A 22,671-nucleotide genomic window follows, 5' to 3' on the forward strand; every position below is an offset into this window, starting at 1 on the left:
TTTTTAATCTCCATCCGCATCTAAAATTTTTCCAGTTACACTTAACTGTCCAATTAAAGATAAATAATATGCGTTATGTAAATCTTTTGCACTATTAAATAATGCACTTGCATTTACAAAATCATCTTTTTTAAGTTTTTTTAATGCTTCTTGTGTTTCTTTTATTTTCTCAATTACCATTAAAAGTTCAATCGAAGCACCTTTATCCATAGCATATGATGCAAAATCATAATATTTATTTTTTTCAACTATTTGTTTATGCGCTTCCAAAATAGCATCTATTGCTTCAAAAGAGTTTTGACTTAAAAAATACTCTGCTCTTTCATTTTTTGGATCATTTTTAAATTTACCAGCATTTCCACTTGAATTCCCAATTCTCCACTCTTTTAGTCTATAAGAACTTGCAATCAAAGTATTTATAACCAAAGAATTTTCCCATTTTTCATCTTTTGTAGGTGCAGCTAAATAAGTTTCATAAACTTTTTTTATATTTTCTAAGTGAGAAATTATTGAGTCTAAAATAACAACATTTAACTCTTTTTCTCTTTTTGAAATATCTTTATCATTAAACAAAACATACTCTAAAGCATTTATTGTTTTAAAAGAATTTTTAAATAAAGCAACTTTTGCATCATCTTTTGATTCAACAACCCTTTTCATTTGAGAACCTAAATCTTCTTTTAAATTATTGAAAATATCAATATATCTTGGAGTATCAGCATAATTTTCATCAATATCACCTGCAAAATACAAAGCTTCAACTTTTTTCCACGACTTCAAGAAATTTGTAAAATTCTGAGCATTTGCATCTTTTTGTAGAATTTTTGCATTATCAATTGCAGTTTGTACATTTGGAATTGATACATTTTTTATTATGTTAACAAGTACTCTTTCATTGGCAAAAACCATACTAGAAAGTAATACAACTAAAAACAACACTTTTCTCATTATAACTCCTCTAAAAATTTAAGTAATTTTTCTCTTTTATCTTTCGGTAAATTCATATAATTTTCCTTACTGCCTTGTGCTTCTCCACCATGCCACAAAATAGCTTCTTGAAAACTTCTAGCACGTCCGTCATGTAAAAGTCTAGGTTTTTCTTTATTTATTTTTTCATGAAGTGCTAATCCCCACAAAGGTGCTGTTCTCCACTCATTTGGCATTGCTTTAAATTCAACTTTTCCATCTGCTAAATCTTCACCCATATCATGAAGTAAAAAATCAGAATAAGGAAAAACTTTAAATCCTTTTTTTGTTTCAAAACTACTAATATGACACTTTGAACATGAAATTTGTTCAAATATTTCTAAACCTTCTTCATACTCTTTAGTGATTTTAGGAGTATATGCTTTTACATGCTTCAAATAATAAGTTATAGCATCAAGTCTCTCATCTGGTAAATCAATTTTATCTTTGGCTTTTGAGGCCTCATTACATGCTTTTTGAAAAGAAGTACAGTTTTCATATGAAAAAAGTGTAGTTGTTAATCCCATATCATTATTTGCAGCACCGGCAACTTGCTCTTTTAATGAATAAACACTAGCTTTCCAAGTATATCGTCCTAATTCTTCTTTTTTTGTAAGATTAGAATAAACCCAATTTGCTCGACCAGATATTCCATCTGCATTTTTATCATCAGCATCAACATTTTTTAAAATATCTTCATTTGAAATTAATTCTATTAAACCCATACCATTTAGTGTTGGAGCTAATCTATATGAAACTATAGTATCTTTTCCTAAATCACCATAATTCAAATTTTCTAACGAATAATTTGGTTTTAATAAAACCTGTTTTTCTCCATCTGGAAATAAAATTTCTATCTCTTTAAAATCTATTTTTATTTTACCTTCAAAATCTATTCCGTGGATACCATTTATAGATATTTGATTTCCATAAACACTATCTGGAACAAAACCTTTGAATTTTAAAAACTCTTTATGTTCTGAAGATTCATTTGGTTTTACTGATAATCTTGCAACTAAAGATCTAGATTCCAAACCATCTTTATTAAATAAAGTTCCTCTTCCATTTGCAGGATGACAACTAACACAGGTATTTGCATTAAAAAGTGGTCCTAAACCATCTCTTGCAGTTGTAATACTTGGTGCTTCAACCCATGGAATAGTAAAAAAACTTCTACCTAATACGAATTTATCATACTCTTCATCTTTTAAATTATCAATTGGTTTCAGAAGTAAGGACTTATTTTTATCATTTGATAAAAATTTACCACTATCATTAACCGCAAAAAGCCCTGTAGCAAAAATTACTACAAGGCTTTTAGTGATAAAGAGTTTTTTTAATATATTATAGTTTTGTTTCTTCAGGATCTGTAACATCATCTGTACTTAAACTAATTTTGTTCGCTGCTGCCACATTTACCATTTCATCACCTAATTTTCTTAGATCATTTTTAAGTTTTATAATAACTTTTGATTGAGAACTTTCTGGTCTGATTTGATAATCGAAATGTTCTTTTGTTTTTGCAACTTCATCAATACTATTAATTTTTTCTTCAATTGATTTCATTAATTCTTGAATTCTTGTTTTTGTTTCTGAATCAACAGCATCTAATAAAGAATCTCCATATTTTTTACCCTTATAAGTAGCAGTTAAAATATTTTTAAATCCTAAATAGTTGTTTACTATATCTCTGTGAGTATTATCAGAGAAACAAGAGTGCTCATCTTCTTCACTTGGAGTTAAAACAGCAACTGCAATTCTTTCATTTGCTAATTCAGATTTTACAAAAACTCCCATTCCAGCAATGATTTGTTTTAAAGCTTCAGCTGATTCAATATTTTTTGATGCATTATCACCTGTTAATTGACCTTTTAATGCAGCTTGATATAAACCTTTTGTTCCATTAATATCTTTTTCCCAAGCAGACGTAATAACTTCTAAATCAGCAACTAATTTTTCACTTGCAGCTTTTAAATAAGCTAATCTTCTTGCTGCATTTTTATCAGTTGTAAAATCTTTTAGAGGTCTAAGTCCTGGAGTTAATGCACCATTAGTAATACCATCTTTTAAGAAGTTAGAATAATCTTGATCTTGTCCCCATAATAAAAATTCAATAGCATGATAACCAGATGCAACATTTGCATCTCCACCATTTTCATTTAAATCAGTAATTGATTCAACTGTAATTTTAGTAACATCAACTTCTTTTGATTCTTCTCCACCTGGATTAAAAACTCCAACTGTATCAATGATATTTCCTGAAGTTAATTTTCCATCAGCATCAATTGTATAATCAATCATATTTTCATCAAGTGGCCAAGCATTAATTTGACCTTCTAAAGCACCATAAGCATCTGCAATCCATCCTTCTTCTGCATCAACAGGACCATTTGCAAGTCTGAAAATTTCAGTTTGTCCATAAGATTCTCTTGAAAGTAACCAAGCTATTTTTGCTTTATTAAAATTCTCAAAAGTTGGTTTTTTTGCAAATTCATCAATTGTTACTTTTAAAGTTTTTGCATCTTTTAATGCATCACTATAATTAGCTAATGCAATGTTTGCATAAGCATCTAAAACTGAATTAGCTTTTGTTAATTCCTGTTTTTCGTTTCCACTTTGAGAAGGTGTACAACCAGTTAACGCAATAGCAGTAACTACAGACAGAGAAATCACCACTTTTTTACTAAAATTTAACATTTAATTCCTTTTTCTTAATCTTAATATTAATTATCATTAATGAATTAAAGCCAAATAAAACTTTCATTTGTCTTAAAATGATAATAATTATCAGAACAATATTAAAATTTAAAAATTCAATGTCTTTTTGTAGATATTAAATATGAAAGAGATTTTTAAGAATGGTTTTTTAAGAGATAAAATAGAGTTTTAAAACTCTATTTTACTATTGATTTTAGATTATTGATAATTTCTTTAGCTTTTTCGTCTTCTGCTTTAGTACCTAAAGCTTTGTTTAACTTCTCTTCAATTTTATTTCTTTTTTTTTCAAGTTGCTTATCTATTTTTTCTTTTAATAAATCTTTTGCGTTTAAAGAAATTTTAGGGTTAGAAGTTTCACCTTTTACATCTATTATAAATTTTTTATCTTTTACAATTGCATTAATTTTTGCATCAATTAGCTTTTGTTCTAAATCCAAAATAGAATCTTGAATATCAATTTGAGTATTTGCACTTTTCATAATTACATCAGATGTTAAAATTCTATTATCAATTTGACTATTTATATCTAGTGTTTCATAAACTTCTTTATTTAAATCAAATTTTCCTAACTGATTAAGTAAAAGTGAAAAATTGTTTGGTAAAAAGTGTCCATTGATAAGTTTTCCAACTAATTCACCTTTTTTAAGTAACAAATCATAATCTAAAGTAAAGTTTGCTTTTGAATCAAAAATTTTAGAATAATCTAACATAGCAGATAACTCTTGAACATCAATATCTTTTAAATTTGCATTTAATTTATCATTTTTTAAATCAAAATCAAAAGTTCCACCAAGAGTATTTGATTTTCCTGTTAATAAAAGAGAATCTTCTTTATTTGTAATATCTCCATTTATATCAATATTTCCTTTTAAGCTCATATTTAAAATATCTTTTAATTTTTCTAAAGCAGGAATATTTAATAAATAATCACTATTAAAAGAATCATCAGTAAAAGTGTAAACACTATTTTGTGATGTTAAATTTCCGATTGTTGTTTGTAAATTAGCTTTTGATACTGCTTGATTTGGAACTAAACTTGTATCAATATTTAAATCAAAATTTATTTTTTCTTTTAAATTTTGTTTAAATACAGTATTTGTAACTTCATTTACTATTGAAGCATTTGTTATTTTTGAACTGATATTTCCATCTAATTTATCAAGATTTGCATTTTTTATTTCACCTTGAATATTAAAATCACCAAGTGCATAAATAGGTTCATTTAACATTTGAAGGAATTTTTCTAATTTTGCATTTTCTACAGAAAACTTAATATATGAAGGTTTGTAATTTGTTAATTCTGTATTATATTTTACATTACTTTCAAATACATTTGAATCACCTTCAATTTTTATAGTTTCATCAAATGCTTTTAAATTACCTTTTGTTGAAAATTCACCATTTAATTTTTTTGCAATTATTCCCTCAATTTTATTTAAGTTTTTAATATCAATTTTATAATCTGAGTCAATTTGATTTGTTAATAAATTAACTACTGTTTTGTCCATAAAAATATTTATTAAAGAACTTGTTAAATTTGTTTTAACTTCTGCTTTATTTGGAGATAAAAGAGCATTCATCTCACCATTAAAACTAATTGGAGAAGCGAGTGTTTGATTAAACTCTTTATTCATAACTTCATTATCAATTTTTCCATTAGAAATTTTAGAAACGAATATTCCATCTAAATTTGAAATATTTGCATTTTTTATATCAGCAAGTACATTCAAATCACCTTTTGCATATATTGGTTTATTTAATAAAGTTAATAAATCTTCAATTTTTGCATTTTTTACCTGGATGTTTATGTTTCTTGGCTCAAAATCTTCTAAATTAAAATAATATCTAGTTTGACTTCGTGCAATATCAGATGTTCCTTGAATAATTGCTTCTTCTTCATTTCCAATAAAAATTCCATTTGTAACAAAAGGACCTTTAAATTCTTGTCTTGTTAAATTTTTCAAAGTTGATAAATCATTAATTTTTATATCATACTTCAAATCTACACTTTTTTTAAAAAGAGATAAATCACCAGAAATATTTATTTTAGAATTATCATTTATCCAAGCATCAAAATTTAAATAATTTAAAGTTAATGTAAAATCATTTACCTTTAATTTAACATCTTTTTGATCTAAATTAACTTTTTCTTCGATATAAGATGAAACAATATTGTTTCCAAATTTTGTGAATAATAATCCATAAATTGACCCTAAAATTAGAATAATTATTAGACTGAGAGATAAGAATATTTTTTTCATTTGCAACCTTTTTCAATAATTGTAATCATTATATCAAATTTTGGTAAATAAACAAAAATTTAGTCTTTTAGCTTTTTTTTATTTTTATTGATATATAATCTCGACTAACAAAGTGTTAAGTAGGGATACGCAAGCCGAACAGACTTTGAAACTAACAAAATATAAGGAAAAGAAATGAAAAAAATCGTTCTTTTAATGCTAGCTATTGCTGGTATCGCTTTCGCTGCTGACGAAGCTGTTGTAAATGAAACTTTAAAAGCATACTCTGTAGTTGCTGCTGGGATTGGATTAGGTCTTGCTGCACTTGGTGGTGCTATTGGTATGGGTAATACTGCTGCTGCAACTATTGCTGGTACTGCTAGAAACCCAGGTTTAGGTGGAAAATTAATGACTACTATGTTCATTGCATTAGCGATGATCGAAGCACAAGTTATTTATGCACTTGTTGTTGCAATGATTGCATTATATGCAAATCCATTTTTAGGGTAATCTTTAAATCTACAGATTTAATAAAAAACTCTAAAGGTCAAGAGGTTTATCTTCTTGACCTTTTTTTTATAATGTGCAGTTATGCTGGAACGGTAGACACACTACCTTGAGGTAACGATTTAATAGCTTTTTATGCAGATATGGTGGAATTGGTAGACACGTACGCTTGAGGTGTGTATGGAGCAATCTGTGGGGGTTCGAGTCCCCCTATCTGCACCATGAAGAGCAATTTCTCTTTGACAAAAATTACCATTATGACAACAAAATGGTAACTTAATTTTCTCATTTTCTTCTCATTTTTTTCAAAATTTTTCATAAAATTAAACAAAACTTAAAGCATTGGAAATAATGCGGATTTTATAGTACTTAGAATACATTAATAATGAGAAAATTATATTTATATTCTTCAATAAAATCATATTTCCTATCATAGTTGATTTTATTAGTGTTTGGCAAGTATGGCAGTTTTTTATTAAAAGTAATATTTAATTAATTTAAAAAAGAAGTATTGATTATATTAATTTAAGTTGTCATAAATTTAAATTTTAGCTAAAATACATTGATTAAAATAAAAAGGTTAAAACTTATGGCGTTAAGAATCAAAGATGGTAGAGTTATTAGTATTATACCTCCTAAAACTCTTTCAAAAAAACAATTAGAAAAGTTAGAAAATTCTCCTAGAAATGAAAGGCTTATAAAAGAAGCAACTTCAATTAAATTCAATATAGTATATAGATAAAATTGTTAGAGATAATAAATTATAATAGTTCTTCATCTTCGTACAATCTATATACTACTATTTTCAGAAAACTTAAATTTTCGGATGATATTCAACAAGCGAATAGAGAAGAATTATTTATAAAAGATATTTGCATAAGAATATCAAAATCAAAAAGTGTTTTGTATGTTCTTGATTCAGGAGAAGAAATTATAGGTTTAGTTGTACTTAGTGCTTCATCTGTAACAGACCAACCATCAGTTCAAATTGACTATATTTTTGTTAGTCAATCTTTCAGAAGCCAAAATCTTGAAATACTTAATAATCTTAAACCATTCAGATATTTAATAAATTTAGCTATTTCAATTGCAGAAGATATGTCAAAAAAATTAGGATTAAGATATATAGTTTTATCTCCTGATAGTGATAATCTAAAAGAAAAATATTTAAGTGTTGGGTTTAAAAAATTGAATAAAAGTTGGATGTTTTTCAAAATATAAAGTTTTGAAAAGCTACACCTGGAGAAGTATCAGTAGCTGAATAAGCTTTAAGCCTTATATAATCAAAAGGTAAGATATTTTTATTTCTTGCCTTTTTTATTTTTGTTAGTTATTTGTTGGTAGCAGATTAATTTATCAACAAATATATCATTTGGCAGTTTGGTAAGATTGGCAGTTTTTAAAATCAATTAAAAATCAAATTTACACTTTGCTAAACTTTAATTTTTAACATTAAACAAACTATTAGATATTCTTTACTTCCAGATTAAAGTAAAAATATGTTCTATCTTTATGAAATGGTTTTTCTTTTCTTATGATTACGATAATAGGACTAAAAGATAGCCGAGAAATCAACATTTAAAAAGTTTTTTTCGTTTTTAGTACCGTAAACCATACTGTAAAAAATAAAAAACAATAATTGAATATTTTTATATATTTATTCGATAGTTATTAAAATATGAATTACACAATTAACAAGTTATCCAAATAGTTTTTCACTTATAAAAGAAAATCAAAGCCTATAAAATTGAGTTATCCAGTTATCTTAGTTATCCAAGTGAATATTTATCTATAAATTCAACTGATGATTAAATTCTGGAACTATCTCTTTTAATTTAGAGATTTTATCTTCACAAACTAATAACTCTTCAATTTTTTGATTTAATTCATTTATTTCAAAATTAGTAGAACTTGCAACTGTAATTGACTCATATTTTGTTTTTTGATCACTATCATTTATCAATAACTCTTCATATAGTTTTTCACCAGGTCTTAAACCACAAAACTCTATATTTATCTCATTTCTTCCACTTAATTCTATCATCTTTTTAGCTAAATCGACTATCTTTATAGGTTCACCCATATCAAGTATAAATATCTCTCCACCTTTTCCAATACTTGCTGCTTGAAGTACAAGCTCACAAGCTTCTGGAATTAACATAAAATATCTTGTAATATCGGGATGAGTAACTGTAATATTTTTACCTTGTTCTATTTGTGATTTAAACTTTGGAATAACACTTCCACTACTTCCTAAAACATTTCCAAATCTAACAGCAACTATTTCAGTATTTTTTGAATCCACATTTTGAGCATATAATTCACAAACTCTTTTTGTAGTTCCCATTACATTTGTTGGTCGAACAGCTTTATCTGTTGAGATTAGAACAAATTTCTCGACTTCATATTTAATTGATAAATCTATACAGTTTTTAGTTCCAATTATATTATTTGAAATACCTTCTAAAATATTATGTTCAACTAAAGGTACATGTTTATAAGCAGCTGCGTGAATAAGGATTTGAGGTTTATATTTTTCAAAGGTTCTTTCTAAAAATTCTATTTTTCTAACTGTTTGCATAACTGGAATTACATTTTCATCTTTTAGTTCTTCCATAATAGAATAAAGATTAAATTCACTATGGTCTAAAAGTATTAATTGTTTTGCTCCATAAGCTTTACATTGTCTACTTATCTCACTTCCTATACTTCCTCCAGCACCAGTTATAAGAACTACTTTATCTTTGATAAAATTTTCAATTTGTTTTTTATCCAAATCTTTTGGATGACGAGCAAGTAGATCTTCAACAGAGATATCTTTTAGTTGTTTAGTAAACTCTTCTTTTTTTAGGATATTCTCAATACTTGGAAGTATTTTAATAGTTTTAAAATTATTTTGCATATTTTCATATACTATTTTTATCTGCTCTTTTGAAGCAGATGGTATAGCAACTACCATCTTGTCAAATTTTTTATCTTTAAAAATGTTACAAAATTTTTCTTTTGAATATATAGAAATACCATCTATACTTCTGTGTTGGAGAACTTCATCATCATCTATAAAACAAATTAATTTATACTCTGTATTTAAAAATTCTCTTTGAAGTTGAAGACCAGCTTTTCCAGCTCCATAAATAACTAATTCTTTAGTTTTACTTTGATTTCCCACCGTATGATAATACTTATAAACATAAACTAAAATATTTACAATAAAAGAATAAAAGATTAAATCAATAAAGATAAGATTAAAATGTATTCCTAATACATAATATAATATAGGCATATACACTATAAAACTAGCTAATGCCAATAAAATTTTCATTAGTCCTGTTTTTGTAGAAGCTTTAGACCAAGAAAGTTTATAATCATCAAATAATAAAAATGAAGCAATTACTCTTGTTGAAACTATCACACTTACAACTATCAAGGAAAATTCTTTTTCTAATAAAAGAGTTACTAAAAAAAATGAAAATATTGATATAACAATAGTTGAAAGAACTCCTAAAAATCTTTTATCTCGTAAATAATTCATAAAATACCTTCTAATAATAATTTTTACCATAAGTAAACGGTGAATTTACTTCTTCAAACTTTTTTAAATTTTTATCTCCATCAGAAAGTATTTCTGATATTTTTGGGATTTTCCAATCAATGTTCAACTTTTCATCATTATAAGTAACCCCAATACTTTGATTATTAGCAAGATATCTATCGATTTTTATCATAACCAATGCATTCTGACTTAAAACTGAAAAACCATGTAAAAAACCTCTTGGAATAAAAAGTTGTTTATTATTCTCACTACTTAATTCCAAACTTATAGCTTTTCCAAAAGTTGGACTTCCAACTCTAAAATCAACTGCCACATCCAAAATCTTACCATCTAATACAGAAACAAGTTTTGATTGAGAAAAATCTAATGTATTTGTATGTAGTCCACGAATAACTCCATATTTATTAAAAGAGGTATTATCTTGACAAAAATTTACTTCAAATCCTAAAGAATTATTAAAAGACTCTTTTTTGAATGACTCATATACAAAACCTCGATTATCTTTGTGAAGTGTTGGTTCGCAAAGAATTAATTCCGGAATTTCAAGTTTAATATATTTCACTATTCAAATTTCTTTCTATTATCTACAAATTTCATACAACTAATTAAAACTATCATTGCCAAAACAAATGCTACAAAAATATTTGGAACAAAATAAACTATAGCAAATAAAGCTATATTTACAATTATTGACCAATTTGTAACTTTATAATGACTCCATCCTGATTGTGTTAATCTTTGATAAGCATGTTTTTTATGAGCCTGCGATAATTTTTCCTTATTTAATTTTCTTCTTATCAAGGTTAATGTTGCATCAAACCAATAAACTCCAAATAATATAATCCACACCCAAAAGTTAGTTAATTCTTGATTTGCGTAATATATAGTAAAAATTGCTACATTATATCCAAGAAGAGTACTTCCTACATCTCCCATAAATATTTTAGCTTTATTCCAATTCCAATACAAAAATCCTAAAACTGCCATAACTAAAACTAAAAAGTAACTTCCTCCAAATAAAACAAATCCTGCAAGTGATAGAAATACAGCTTGACTTCCTGCATAACCATTTATACCATCTAAAAAGTTGTAAAGATTTATAAACCAAATAATCATAAAAAATGCAAAAATATTTGTTAAAATAGGATTTGAAATATCAAAGATACCAAAAGTCAAAGTTTCAAATCCACCTAAACTATAAAGTCCACCAATAGCCATAGTAGCCTGAACTAAAAGCCTTAGTTTTGGGCTTAATTCATATATATCATCAAAAAAACTAACTATTGATATAACTGCTCCAAAAAGTAAAGCATAAAAAAGGTTTAGTTCAATTTCACCCATAAAGTAAAAATAGCACAATCCTATAAACCAAGTTATAGATAAGGCTATTCCTCCACCATGTGGAGTTGGTGTTGTATGAGAACTTCTTTCATTTACTACAGCAACCAATGATTTATTTATCATATAGTTTTTTATAAAATATGTAAGCGAAAAAGAGATTAGTAGTAGAATTACATAAATCAAATTTTTTCTCCTTTTATCATTAATCTTATTCCCTCTTCTACACTATATGGATTTGATAAATTTAATTTTTGTTTAGTGATACTATTATCCACTTCTAAACTTCCATATAATCTTTTATGAAATGATGGTTTTAAGATTTTTAATAAACTTTCAAAAAATGGTATTTTTATCAAATATATTTTTTTATCTAAATTTTTTGATATAAGTTTAATAAGTTTTGACGTGCTAAGAGGTTCATCATCACTTGCTAAAAATATTCCTGCTTTTTGTTGGGTTATAACCTCTTCAACTAAATGGCAAAGATTTTGCATAGATATAAAACTTCTTTTATTCTCAATTCTGCCTAGTGGAATAATAGATAGTTTTTTTACAAGTTTTACTAAACTATCTATATTCCCAGGAGCATTTTTACCATATATCATAGGTGGTCTGATGATACTCACGATAAAACTATCATCATTTAGTTCTAATAATTTCTTTTCCGCTTCTAATTTACTTTTTCCATAAGGTGTAATTGGATTACAAATTGTATTTTCATCTAATTTTTTCTCCTCTTCACTATAAACAGCAACAGTACTTATGAAAACTATCTGTTTTAGCCCATTTTGTTTTGCTAATTTTGCCAATTTTACAGGATAATCTACGTTTACCTCATAATACTTTTCATAAGTGTGCTCAACTTTTTGATGAACAAGTGCAGCACAATGTAAGATTATATCTATATTATCAAAGTTTATATCTTCTAATCTTTGATTTAATAATGAGAACTTTTCAAATGAATATTTGTTTTTGTATTCAATTATAAAACTACTTCCTAAATAGCCATTACTTCCTGTTAATAAAATTTTATTCATTACTTAAATCCTGGAACAATTAACATCAAAAACAATACAATTGACTCTGAAATTTTTTTTCTTAGTTGAAGTATATTTCTAAGTATATGCAATCTATCAAAAAAATTATTATTTTTTATACTGTTTGTTATATTATTACTATAATCACAAAAACTTGCTGTGTTTAATATTTGTTCTCTATACCAGCCATTTCTTGCGTTCAACCATCGTTTTTTAAATGCTTTAAAGCCACTATTTGCACCAAATTCATTATTACTATGTTGTCTATATAACATAGAAGGAATATTATCCACAAACCATCTATAATCATTTGCTCGTGCATAAGCATATAAAAGCCAATCATGTAAATCTATTTTTTCTAGTAGAGAATATTTCTCAAGCATCTGACCTTTAAAATCAATTAAGAAATTCTTTTTCATTACATAAGTACAACCAGGACCTGCTGAACTAAATAAAAAATCATATTTTTTTTGAGCTTGACTTTTATTAATCAAAACCCTTTTACCATCTTCCCAAAAAGCCAATACATTACTAGAATAAGCATCTATTTGTTCTTCTTCCATAGTTTTAACAGCTCTTAAGAGCTTATCTTCATACCAAATATCATCTTGATCTGCAAGTGAAACATAATCAAAAGCTGAAAAATCAACATCTCTAATTAGTCTATAAAAATTCTTAGCAGCTCCACCAAATTTTTGATTTGATTCTAAATAAACTAATTTTTTATTATCTTTATATGTATTCTGCAAATATTCTAAAGTTCCATCTGTTGATAAATCATCACTTACAAATATCGTCACTTCTAGATCTTTTTGATTTAAGATACTATCTACCTGCTCTTTTATATATTTAGTTCCATTATATGAAGCTAATAATACAGCTATTTTTTTCATTTACTATATTTCTCCAAATACCACTCAATAGTCTTCACAATCCCACTATCAAAATTCTCATCAGCTTTCCAACCTAGCTCATTTTCTAATTTTGTTGCATCTATTGCATATCTTCTATCATGTCCTGCTCTATCTTCTACAAAGGTGATTAATTCTTTATAAGAAGAATTATCAGCTTTTGGAACTTCTTTATCTAAGATAGTACAAATAGTATTAACTATTTGAAGATTTGTTCTTTCATTTCGTCCACCAATATTATATGTTTCTCCAGTAATTCCTGCGTGGAACACTATATCTATACCTTTACAATGGTCAAGTACATATAACCAATCTCTTATATTTTTCCCATCACCATAGATTGGAATATTTTGATTTGATAAAGCTTTTCTTATAATTGTAGGGATTAGTTTTTCATCATGTTGTTTTGGTCCATAATTATTTGAGCAGTTTGTAATTACTGTATTCATTCCATAAGTTTCATTATATGCTCTTATTATCATATCACTTGATGCTTTAGAAGCTGAATATGGTGAGTTTGGTGCGTATGGAGTATTTTCAGTAAATAAATCATTTGGATCAAGACTTAGTGTTCCATAAACTTCATCAGTTGAGATATGATGAAATCTATAGTTTTGATAATTTGATTTATATTCAAATGGTTTATTCATCCAGTATTTATACGCTACATCTATTAAAGTAAAAGTCCCATTTACATTTGTTTGGACAAATACACCTGGATTTTTAATTGAGTTATCCACATGAGATTCAGCTGCGAAATGAATTACACCAGAAATATCATATTCAGAAAAAATAAATTCTACTAATTCTCTATTACAGATATCACCTTTTATAAATTTATATCTTGGATTATTTTCACACTCTGTTAGATTTTCTAAATTTCCTGCATAAGTTAAAAGGTCAAGATTAATTAAATTATAATCTGGATATTTATCTAAGAAATAAGGTACAAAGTTTGAACCTATAAATCCGGCTGTTCCTGTTAGTAATATATTCTTATTTTGCTGCATTTATTTTCTTTCTCCCATTATTTTTAAACACTCATCTAAGCTATCTTTCCAATATGGAATTTCTATATTAAATGTTGATTTTATTTTTGATTTATTCAACAATGAAAAATGTGGTCTCTTTGCAGGTGTTGGATACTGAAATGTTTCTATTGGGTTTATTTTACAATTCAATTTTGCCATTCTCATTATCTCTTTTGCAAAATCATACCAAGATAATACTCCCTCATTTGAGTAGTTGTAAATCTCTACTTTTTCATTAGTTATTCGAGGAATTATATCTAAAATAGTTTTTGCCAAATCTTTTGCATAAGTTGGAGTTCCAACTTGATCAAAAATTACACCTAAAGACTCTTTTTCACGTCCTAGTCTTAGCATTGTTTTTACAAAGTTATTTCCAAAGCTTGAGTAAACCCAAGAAGTTCTAATTATAATTGAATTCTTTGGATTAATATCTCTCATTTCATTTTCACCATCAAGTTTTGTTTTCCCATAAATTCCTTGTGGGTTTGTTTGAAACTCTTCAATATAAGGTTTAAAATTTTTACCATCAAATACATAATCAGTTGAAATATGAATGAGTTTAATATTTAACTCTTTAGATACAAGTGCTAATTTTTTTACTGCTTTTCTATTTATTAAATCTGCGTTTATTTCATCTGACTCTGCAATATCAACTGCAGTATATGCTGCACAATTTATAATAACATTTATATTATTTATTTGGCAAAATTTCTTGATACTCTCTTTAGAAGTAATATTTATATTATTTCTATCCGTGAAAAAGAAATTATAAGAATAGTTTGAAGATATTACTTTTATTTCACTCCCTAGTTGTCCGTTTGTTCCTGTTACCAAAATATTGTAATCTATATTAAGCATAATAATTTACTCCAAACTCAAATAAATCATTAGTTTCATTTAGTTTTGGTTGTTTTGTATCTTTTTCTGAAAGTTTTAATTCTTCTTTTTTTATTATCCAATCAATATTTAAACTTTTATCATCAAAAGCTATTCCCCTATCACACTCAGGACTATAATAATTATCAACTTTATATGCAAATATTGTATCATCTTCAAGAACTACAAATCCATGAGCAAATCCTCTTGGAACTAACATTTGTTTTTTATTATCTGCACTTAATTCAACGGCTACATATTGACCAAATGTTGGAGAATTTTTTCTTATATCAACGGCTACATCTAAAACTCTTCCTTGAATAACACGCACAAGTTTTGTTTGAGCATAGGGAGAAAGTTGATAGTGAAGACCTCGTAAAACTCCTTTTGAAGATTTTGACTCATTATCTTGACAAAAATTTATTTTATATCCTAAAAACTCTTCTAATTTATCAGCACGAAAAGTCTCTATAAAATATCCTCTTGAATCTCCATGTACTTTTGGTTCAATTATTACCACATCATAAATTTTTGTTCTTGAAAACTGCATATTACATTACTCTTCTTGGTTGATTTGCTCTTGCTACTAGATATTGACCATATTGATTTTTTTTCAATGGTTCTGCAAGTTCTAATAACTTTTCTTTTGAAATATATCCCATTTCATAAGCTATTTCTTCTAAACATGCAACTTTTAAAGATTGCCTATTTTCTATTGTTTGAATAAATTGACTAGCTTCTAATAAACTTTCATGAGTTCCTGTATCAAGCCAAGCATAGCCTCTTCCCATTAATTCTACTTTTAATCTATTTTCATTCAAGTAATCTTGATTTAAAGTTGTAATTTCAAGTTCTCCTCGATGGCTTGGTTTTACATTCTTTGCTTTTTTAACTACATCAGCTGGATAGAAATACAATCCTACAACTGCATAATTTGATTTTGGTTCGTGAGGTTTTTCTTCTATACTTATTACATCCCCATTATCATTAAACTCTGCAACACCATATCTTTCTGGATCTTTTACGTAATATCCAAATACTGTTGCTTTATTCTCTTCTTTCACATTTTTTACGCTCTGAGCAAGAAGTTTAGTTAATCCATGACCATAAAAAATATTATCACCTAAAACTAAACAAGCATCATCACCATTTAAAAACTCTTCACCTAAAATAAATGCTTGTGCTAATCCATCTGGACTTGGTTGCACTACATAAGAAAATTTCATTCCTAAATCTTCTCCACTACCTAAAAGTTCTTCAAATCTTGGTAAATCATTTGGTGTTGAAATTATTAGTACTTCTTTTATTCCTGCTAGCATTAAAACAGAAAGTGGATAATAAATCATTGGTTTATCATAAATTGGCACGAGTTGTTTTGAAACACCTTTTGTAATTGGATAAAGCCTTGTTCCACTTCCTCCGGCTAAGATTATACCTTTCATTTAGTTTTCCCCTTTTAAATTTTGATTATGAATTTACAAACGATATATTATTAAATGAATAAATATAACAAAATTACCAAATAAAACAATTTTATATACATTAAATTTATTGAAAACAAATAAAAAGATCATTAGTATAAAGGGCATCATAAACATATAATATTTAGCAAATGTATAATCTGGAAACATAAAAATAAAAAATAAAATTACGGTGAATACATTATAAAATAGAATCAGATTATAATTGTATTGTTTATAATGGTTATAATTTTTAACTAATTTAATTAACATATAACAAAATAGTACTCCAAATAATATATAGACTATAACCACTTTAATTCCATTGGCTGTCATGAAAACTGCCGTCATATATGTAATTATTGGTCTTAAAAGAATTGGATATTTATCATATGCGACTATAGCATTTTCATACATAGATTGAATTTTAGATGATAAAAATATCATATCATTCAAATAAATTAATAATGATATACCTGTTATATACGCAAATAATATTATAGATAACATGAATAGAATGCTTACTTTAAAATTGAATTTTTGATAAATCCAAATAAAAAGATATGCAAATATTATAAATGTGAAAACAACTATTCCATTACCAACATCAATTAATACTATTAAAGTTACTAAAAACAATATTGTTATAGAGAATCGCCAAAAAAGAAATATATACAAAGATAAAATTAATGTAAATTGTTCTTCTGAGAAAACTCCTAGATAGTAGATCATACTTGGAAAAATTAAAGATAAACTTAAAGCATCTAATCTATTATTCCAATCTTTTTTTGTTAATTTAAAATTCAATTTATCCATTATAGAAATAAATATTTTCCGAAAAGTAATTGCAAATAATAAGGGAGAAATCAATAATAATGTGATAAAAAGCCTTATCGTAATTTGTTCTATACTTTCAAAACAATCTGCTCCAATATCAATATATAAAGATATTCGAGATTCTATCATTTGACAAGAAGAAATAGGATTTAAGTATAAAAACAAATCATGCAATAAATAATAAGGTGACCACCATAAATGCTCATCATAAAGAACTCCAGGTGCCCTAACTTCAAAATCTGGTTCATCCCCAAAAGGAAATAAAATTCTTCCTAAAAAACTTAATATAAAAAAACTAAATGTTGTCAATAGACCAAATTTTGAAATACCAATTTTATTATTCATATTGTTTTACTTAAGAATTCTATTAATTAATTCATCAAAATTTTGATGTTTTGCTATAAATTCTGATCCTTTAGGTGTAAAATGGATTTTATCAAATAAAATTGGATAGAGCGATTCTGTTAAAACTTCACAATTATCATATGAGTCACAAAATATGTTATTTAAGGAAATTATGCTTGTCTCTCCTACTGCTTGTTTCATTAATTTATTAACTTCAATTGCTTTTATATCTAATACATTATTCTTAATAGTTGAAGAAATTAATATTGAACTTGCAAAATATTTTTGATTCTTAAGCTCTAAAAAATATACTTTAGCATTAGGATTTTTATTTTTAAAAAAATCAACTGTATCATTTAAAAATTTTATTGACCAAGGATAATAATGTGCTGCGATTACAATTACATCTGCTTCTTTTACAACTTCACTTCTCCAAAGATATGTATGTTCTCTCTCACAATAAGGAATATCTACTTTTCTTATTTGTGTATTTTTTTCAGCAAATTCATGATAGTTATCTAATGGTAAAACTATACTTTGACAACCAGCAGAAATAGGAATTGTTCTGAGTTGGAAATTTGTTTTTTCTGAATCTACTAACAAGTTAACAAAATCAGCAGCTTGGCTATCTCCAATAACAAGCAATTTTGTTTTTTCATTTTCTTCAAAATTCCCTTTTTGTTTAATAGGCAAATCATGAAATGTTTTAAAACTATAATGCTTAAATTCTTTAAACAATTTAAAGTTTTCCCAAGTATAATCATCATGATTTAAGGCTAAATAATCCAAGTTCTTTCGAATTTGCTCACTATATCTTGCCGTTAATCCTTTTTCTTTTATAACAATTAGCATTGAGACAACAAATACAGAAATCATTATAAACAGAATTTTCCATCTAATCGACACAAAAGAAGTATGACGAAATTTATTTTCAATGTAATAGTAAGATAGCATTGAAAGTATAAAAGATAAAAAAATCAAACACACTTTTTCAATAAAAAGTAATTCTTCTAAACTCTTTAATTCATAAAACAGATAAAAAACCAAAATAGGCCAATGTATCAAATATAAAGAATACGAGATGTTTCCTAAATAACACAATACAGAATTACTTAAAATTAAATTCTTTTGTATAAAAAATAATAAAAAAGTTAAGAAAATCACAGCCAAAATAAATACTAATGATGATGTTTCATTATTAAAAATAATTACAAAAAACAATACTGCTATAATAATATAACCCAGAGAGTTATATTGAACTATTTTTAATTTTTGTATGTCTTCATACAATAAAAAAGCAATAGCCCCAATTAAAAACTCAAATGCTCTAAATGGAAGCATATAAAAAACGAGATTTTCATAATTTTTAAAAATAAAATTCAAAAGAATCGAACCTGAAATCATACATAAAATTAATAGAATATTTCTTTTTTTATTTAGCTTTTTCATTACAAACAACAATAAAAAAGGCCAAAATAAATAAAATTGTTCTTCTATGGATAAAGACCAGATGTGTAATAATGTTCTTGTAATTGCACTCACATCAAAATATCCTGCTTGATTAAGCAAGAAGAAATTCTGCATTCCAAAGAGTGAAAAAATAGACTCTTTTGAAAAGCGTAGCAAATCATTAGGAGGATAAATAAATATGGCAATAATAAAACAACTTAATACCACAATAAAAAGAGCAGGAAACAATCTTTTGATTCTTTTTAAATAAAATTCTGATAAAAAAAACTTATCTTTTTGAATCAATAAAGAGATTTGTCTAGTAATAATAAAACCCGATATAACAAAAAATATATCAACTCCAACAAATCCACTATTAAAACCCGTAATATTAAAATGATATAAAATTACAAGTAAAACTGCAATACCTCTTAATGCCTGAATTTCTTTAATTTGAGTCATTCTGATACTCACTTAATATTTTCTCAATTTTTACAATATTATTTTGTATATTTAATCGTTTTTTTAAAACTTCATTTTTTTCTCTATTTAAAGAATCAAGTTCATCTAAATTAAAATTTAATTCTTCTGCGTATTCATATAATTGAACACTGTTATTCTCAATAAAGAAATCATCAAAATCCCCAATGTTTTTATTTGAAATAATTATTTTATTCAATTGAATGTAATCTGATATTTTAATAGGAGATGCAATTAATTGAGATTTGGTAGGCTCTACAACCGATATACAAATATCCATATTTGTTAAATTTTTTTCAACTTCTTCATAAGGAATAAACTTAACTGTAAAATCTTTAATCATTAATACAGATAACTTTTCTTTTATCATCTCTCTATTAGGATAGTTTGTAAAAAAATAAACTTTTGTATTCTGTGGAATAATATCTTGAGTATATTTCAATACTCTACTAATTTCATCTAAATTATGCCAATGATCAATGCTTCCAATATAACAAATGTTTATGCAATCTTTTTCAACCAACTTTTCCTCTACAAAATCTAAAGAAGTCAGTGCGGAAGTATTATATAAAACAACATACTTAGACGAATTTTCATAATAATCTTTATACAAATTTTTAAATCTTTCTGTAGTAACGATTGTCTTAATCGAATGTTTAATAATACTTTTTTCAATAAATCTTAAAATTCTCAAAATGAAATTATCTTGACTTGCAAATTTTGATTCTGATAATTCCGTTACAAAAGCTCCTCTTGGGTCATATATATAACTTACTTTTTTCCAAAATAAAATTTTTTGAACAAAATAAAATATAAATGCACTAACAAAACCTCGAATGTGATAAACTGTTTTTGATGAATTAATTTTAAAAGTAAAGAATAAAAGTTTAATAAAATACACTACAAATGAAATTTTTCCAAATTCAATATTGATTATTTCTTCACTGTCTTTTTCTTTTCTATTTCTACAAAATAAATATTTTTTATCAACTAAAGAAATCTCATCATAAATTTTTAGAAGTTGGCTATGTAAAAAAGGGTCTTCAAATTTATTATTTGTACATAAAACTATATCCACTCTATTTTCCTTAATGCTTATAAAGTTTTGGAATAGAATTAACAATTTTTATTACTTCTTCAAAATCCATTCCTAAGGTATCTAAATACCATCTTATATTTTGATATCTTGGTTGATTTTCATCTTCTACAAGTTTTAAAGCCTCTTCTCTTGTTAATTGCTCTTCTCGTATTTGATTACTTCTAAAGGTATCATGTTCTGTAAATCCTGCTACCGTATAATACACATAGTTATAAAATCCTGCTGTTCCATCGCCTATTCTCCACGTTGTACTTGTATCTATTGCTGTTTCCCAGTCATATTGATGAATTAAGGTATCATTGACTATATTTTCTTCCCATGTCCAATAATCAAAGATATGGTAATAATCTTCTTTTTGCATAAAGCTTCTATAATACTCACCCGATAAGGTATCCCATAAAGAACTGTTAAAATATCCTGGGCTTTCAAGCATTGCTTTAAATCGTTTACTGTGGTATCTTAGTTGCTTCATAACTCCATTGGTATATACTTTATCTTCTTCAAAATCTGGTTTTATTCCTAAAAACCCTGTTTTAAAATGGGTTTGTTCGAGTGGATTTACTCCCCAAAGATTTAGATTTATTCCTGTTTGCTTTTTTATGGCTTCTACATATCTAAAAAAGTGTTTATCTCCAGCAGTTAGCATTGCCATCATTCCTAAATGAGGTGATTTTAGCCATGCTTGTAAATTCATTTTTATATTTTTTCTTTTTTGCGAAATATCAGCTGCTACGATAATATTTTCAACCCCCATATCGCCACACATTTGACTTATATTTCTTCTTCCTAGATCTGTTACCATTCCCCAATCATAAGTATAAGTTACAGGTTTCATTTCTAGTTCTTTTACAATTAAATGCAATCCATAACAACTATCACGCCCTCCTGAAAAAGGAACAATACAATCAAGTTCTTTTCCTGGTCTTCTATAAGGCTCAACAAGTTTAAGAAGCTCTTCTTTGGGTTTTGGTTTATTTCTTTTCTTATAATTGTTACAGTAATTACACACACCATGCTCATCAAATCTAATAAATGGCATGGTTTCAGGTAAAATGCACTTTGTACATCGTTTAAGATTAATTGTTTTAAACTCTAATAGTTTTTCTTCATTTTGATTAAACTTAAATTCAGGGATAAGATTCTCTTTTCTGACATTTTCATCATTTACAATAAAATTTTCACTTGACAAAGTAATATCAAGTATCAAAGCATCATCTTTAATTTGTTTAATATTTTGACAATTTATTTCATCTAACGCGTATCTTTCAGATGCAAAGTATATATTCTCTTCTATGTATCCTACATATAAGCTTCCATTGTTTGAAAATAAAAGAAGTTTTCCATATAGAGGAAGTAGTAATGCACAAGCAACTACACCTCGACATAAAGAGAGAATTTTATTTGGAAGCTCAGTTATCTCTCCAGCATTTTTTAAATATTCTTCAGCAATAGCAACTATAACTTCTGAATCTATTTGATATTTTCTTTGAATTGTCAACTTTTCCCAAATCTCTTTTTCATTGACTATTATTCCATTGTGTATAGCACAAATATCATCTCTGACAACGGGTTGGTTATCTCCCAATCCATTGGTGATTAGTCTGCTATGCCCTAATACTATATGTGAATTGTATGGCTTTAGCTTGTTTAATAGTTTCTCAATATTATAATCTGCTCTGGAAATTTTATATTGATTATTATCATAATAAATTAATCCACTTGAATCAACTCCTCTTTGTTCTGAATGTTTAACAAGTTTTTCAAAATTTTCTTTATTAATTTTACTATTAGAAATTTGCCCAAATATTCCACACATTTTGT

At 26.4% G+C, this 22,671-nt stretch carries 20 protein-coding genes and 1 tRNA gene; 4 read left to right on the forward strand and 17 right to left on the reverse strand.

Translation table 11 applies throughout. The annotated features are described in order from the left end of the window. Positions 1 to 3 precede the first annotated feature (3 nt). The 4 genes from ASUIS_RS10190 to ASUIS_RS10205 all read right to left on the reverse strand — a co-directional run bounded on the left by ASUIS_RS10190 (position 4) and on the right by ASUIS_RS10205 (position 5,945). The gene (locus tag ASUIS_RS10190) at positions 4 to 948 is read right to left on the reverse strand and encodes an imelysin family protein (RefSeq protein ID WP_226799897.1); all 945 of its coding nucleotides are present in this window, start codon (positions 946 to 948) and stop codon (positions 4 to 6) included. Further along, on the reverse strand, positions 948 to 2,342 hold the full coding sequence (locus ASUIS_RS10195; RefSeq protein ID WP_226799899.1) for a di-heme oxidoredictase family protein: 1,395 nt from the start codon (positions 2,340 to 2,342) through the stop codon (positions 948 to 950). Before ASUIS_RS10195 ends, ASUIS_RS10190 begins: the two co-directional genes overlap by 1 nt. Beyond that, positions 2,311 to 3,663: an imelysin family protein gene (locus ASUIS_RS10200; RefSeq protein ID WP_118887028.1), complete on the reverse strand. Its 1,353-nt coding sequence runs from the start codon at positions 3,661 to 3,663 to the stop codon at positions 2,311 to 2,313. Before ASUIS_RS10200 ends, ASUIS_RS10195 begins: the two co-directional genes overlap by 32 nt. A 197-nt stretch (positions 3,664 to 3,860) precedes the next feature. Beyond that, complete coding sequence (locus tag ASUIS_RS10205) at positions 3,861 to 5,945, reverse strand: hypothetical protein (RefSeq protein ID WP_118887029.1); 2,085 nt, start codon at positions 5,943 to 5,945, stop codon at positions 3,861 to 3,863. Positions 5,946 to 6,119: 174 nt separating this feature from the next. Between ASUIS_RS10205 and ASUIS_RS10210 the strand changes: the two genes are divergently transcribed. From ASUIS_RS10210 to ASUIS_RS10220, 4 genes are all read left to right on the forward strand, one after another. Beyond that, positions 6,120 to 6,434: a F0F1 ATP synthase subunit C gene (locus ASUIS_RS10210; protein ID WP_004509928.1), complete on the forward strand. Its 315-nt coding sequence runs from the start codon at positions 6,120 to 6,122 to the stop codon at positions 6,432 to 6,434. A gap of 134 nt (positions 6,435 to 6,568) precedes the next feature. Next, positions 6,569 to 6,653: transfer RNA gene (locus ASUIS_RS10215), tRNA-Leu, on the forward strand. A 367-nt stretch (positions 6,654 to 7,020) separates the two neighbouring features. Then, on the forward strand, positions 7,021 to 7,173 hold the full coding sequence (locus tag ASUIS_RS13735; protein WP_153801679.1) for a hypothetical protein: 153 nt from the start codon (positions 7,021 to 7,023) through the stop codon (positions 7,171 to 7,173). Positions 7,174 to 7,175: 2 nt separating this feature from the next. After that, positions 7,176 to 7,652, forward strand: a complete 477-nt coding sequence (locus ASUIS_RS10220; protein ID WP_118887030.1) for a hypothetical protein — start codon at positions 7,176 to 7,178, stop codon at positions 7,650 to 7,652. Between the two features lie 568 nt (positions 7,653 to 8,220). On the opposite strand, the gene pglF is transcribed toward ASUIS_RS10220, so the two are convergent. From pglF to ASUIS_RS10285, 13 genes are read right to left on the reverse strand one after another with little or no spacing between them, the layout of a single operon-like run. Continuing rightward, positions 8,221 to 9,963 (reverse strand): UDP-N-acetylglucosamine 4,6-dehydratase (configuration-retaining), encoded by a 1,743-nt coding sequence (gene pglF / locus ASUIS_RS10225; protein WP_118887031.1) that lies wholly within the window; start codon positions 9,961 to 9,963, stop codon positions 8,221 to 8,223. A 10-nt stretch (positions 9,964 to 9,973) separates the two neighbouring features. Next, entirely contained in the window at positions 9,974 to 10,546 is a 573-nt protein-coding gene (gene rfbC / locus ASUIS_RS10230; protein WP_118887032.1) for a dTDP-4-dehydrorhamnose 3,5-epimerase, read from the reverse strand. After that, positions 10,546 to 11,508, reverse strand: a complete 963-nt coding sequence (locus ASUIS_RS10235) for an MraY family glycosyltransferase (protein ID WP_118887033.1) — start codon at positions 11,506 to 11,508, stop codon at positions 10,546 to 10,548. The genes rfbC (ASUIS_RS10230) and ASUIS_RS10235 overlap by 1 nt, the downstream gene beginning before the upstream one ends. Further along, positions 11,505 to 12,362 (reverse strand): NAD-dependent epimerase/dehydratase family protein, encoded by an 858-nt coding sequence (locus ASUIS_RS10240; RefSeq protein WP_118887034.1) that lies wholly within the window; start codon positions 12,360 to 12,362, stop codon positions 11,505 to 11,507. Before ASUIS_RS10240 ends, ASUIS_RS10235 begins: the two co-directional genes overlap by 4 nt. Further along, complete coding sequence (locus ASUIS_RS10245; RefSeq protein ID WP_118887035.1) at positions 12,362 to 13,255, reverse strand: glycosyltransferase; 894 nt, start codon at positions 13,253 to 13,255, stop codon at positions 12,362 to 12,364. Before ASUIS_RS10245 ends, ASUIS_RS10240 begins: the two co-directional genes overlap by 1 nt. Further along, entirely contained in the window at positions 13,252 to 14,283 is a 1,032-nt protein-coding gene (gene rfbB, locus ASUIS_RS10250) for a dTDP-glucose 4,6-dehydratase (RefSeq protein ID WP_118887036.1), read from the reverse strand. Before rfbB ends, ASUIS_RS10245 begins: the two co-directional genes overlap by 4 nt. Next, positions 14,284 to 15,162: a dTDP-4-dehydrorhamnose reductase gene (gene rfbD / locus ASUIS_RS10255; RefSeq protein WP_118887037.1), complete on the reverse strand. Its 879-nt coding sequence runs from the start codon at positions 15,160 to 15,162 to the stop codon at positions 14,284 to 14,286. Continuing rightward, complete coding sequence (gene rfbC / locus ASUIS_RS10260; protein ID WP_118887038.1) at positions 15,155 to 15,730, reverse strand: dTDP-4-dehydrorhamnose 3,5-epimerase; 576 nt, start codon at positions 15,728 to 15,730, stop codon at positions 15,155 to 15,157. The genes rfbD and rfbC (ASUIS_RS10260) overlap by 8 nt, the downstream gene beginning before the upstream one ends. 1 nt (position 15,731) lies before the next feature. Continuing rightward, positions 15,732 to 16,622 carry a glucose-1-phosphate thymidylyltransferase RfbA gene (gene rfbA, locus ASUIS_RS10265; RefSeq protein ID WP_118887039.1) on the reverse strand — a complete coding sequence of 297 codons (891 nt, stop codon included), beginning with the start codon at positions 16,620 to 16,622 and terminating at the stop codon, positions 15,732 to 15,734. Positions 16,623 to 16,655: 33 nt separating this feature from the next. Beyond that, positions 16,656 to 17,822 (reverse strand): hypothetical protein, encoded by a 1,167-nt coding sequence (locus ASUIS_RS10270; RefSeq protein WP_118887040.1) that lies wholly within the window; start codon positions 17,820 to 17,822, stop codon positions 16,656 to 16,658. Positions 17,823 to 17,828: 6 nt separating this feature from the next. After that, positions 17,829 to 19,733, reverse strand: a complete 1,905-nt coding sequence (locus ASUIS_RS10275; RefSeq protein WP_118887041.1) for an acyltransferase family protein — start codon at positions 19,731 to 19,733, stop codon at positions 17,829 to 17,831. After that, the gene (locus ASUIS_RS10280) at positions 19,720 to 20,829 is read right to left on the reverse strand and encodes a glycosyltransferase family protein (RefSeq protein WP_118887042.1); all 1,110 of its coding nucleotides are present in this window, start codon (positions 20,827 to 20,829) and stop codon (positions 19,720 to 19,722) included. The genes ASUIS_RS10275 and ASUIS_RS10280 overlap by 14 nt, the downstream gene beginning before the upstream one ends. A gap of 10 nt (positions 20,830 to 20,839) precedes the next feature. Continuing rightward, positions 20,840 to 22,666, reverse strand: coding sequence for a glucosamine 6-phosphate synthetase (locus tag ASUIS_RS10285; protein WP_118887043.1), 1,827 nt, complete (start codon positions 22,664 to 22,666; stop codon positions 20,840 to 20,842). Positions 22,667 to 22,671: the final 5 nt, after the last annotated feature.

The sequence above is a fragment of the Arcobacter suis CECT 7833 genome, assembly GCF_003544815.1.
GTDB lineage: Bacteria > Campylobacterota > Campylobacteria > Campylobacterales > Arcobacteraceae > Aliarcobacter > Aliarcobacter suis.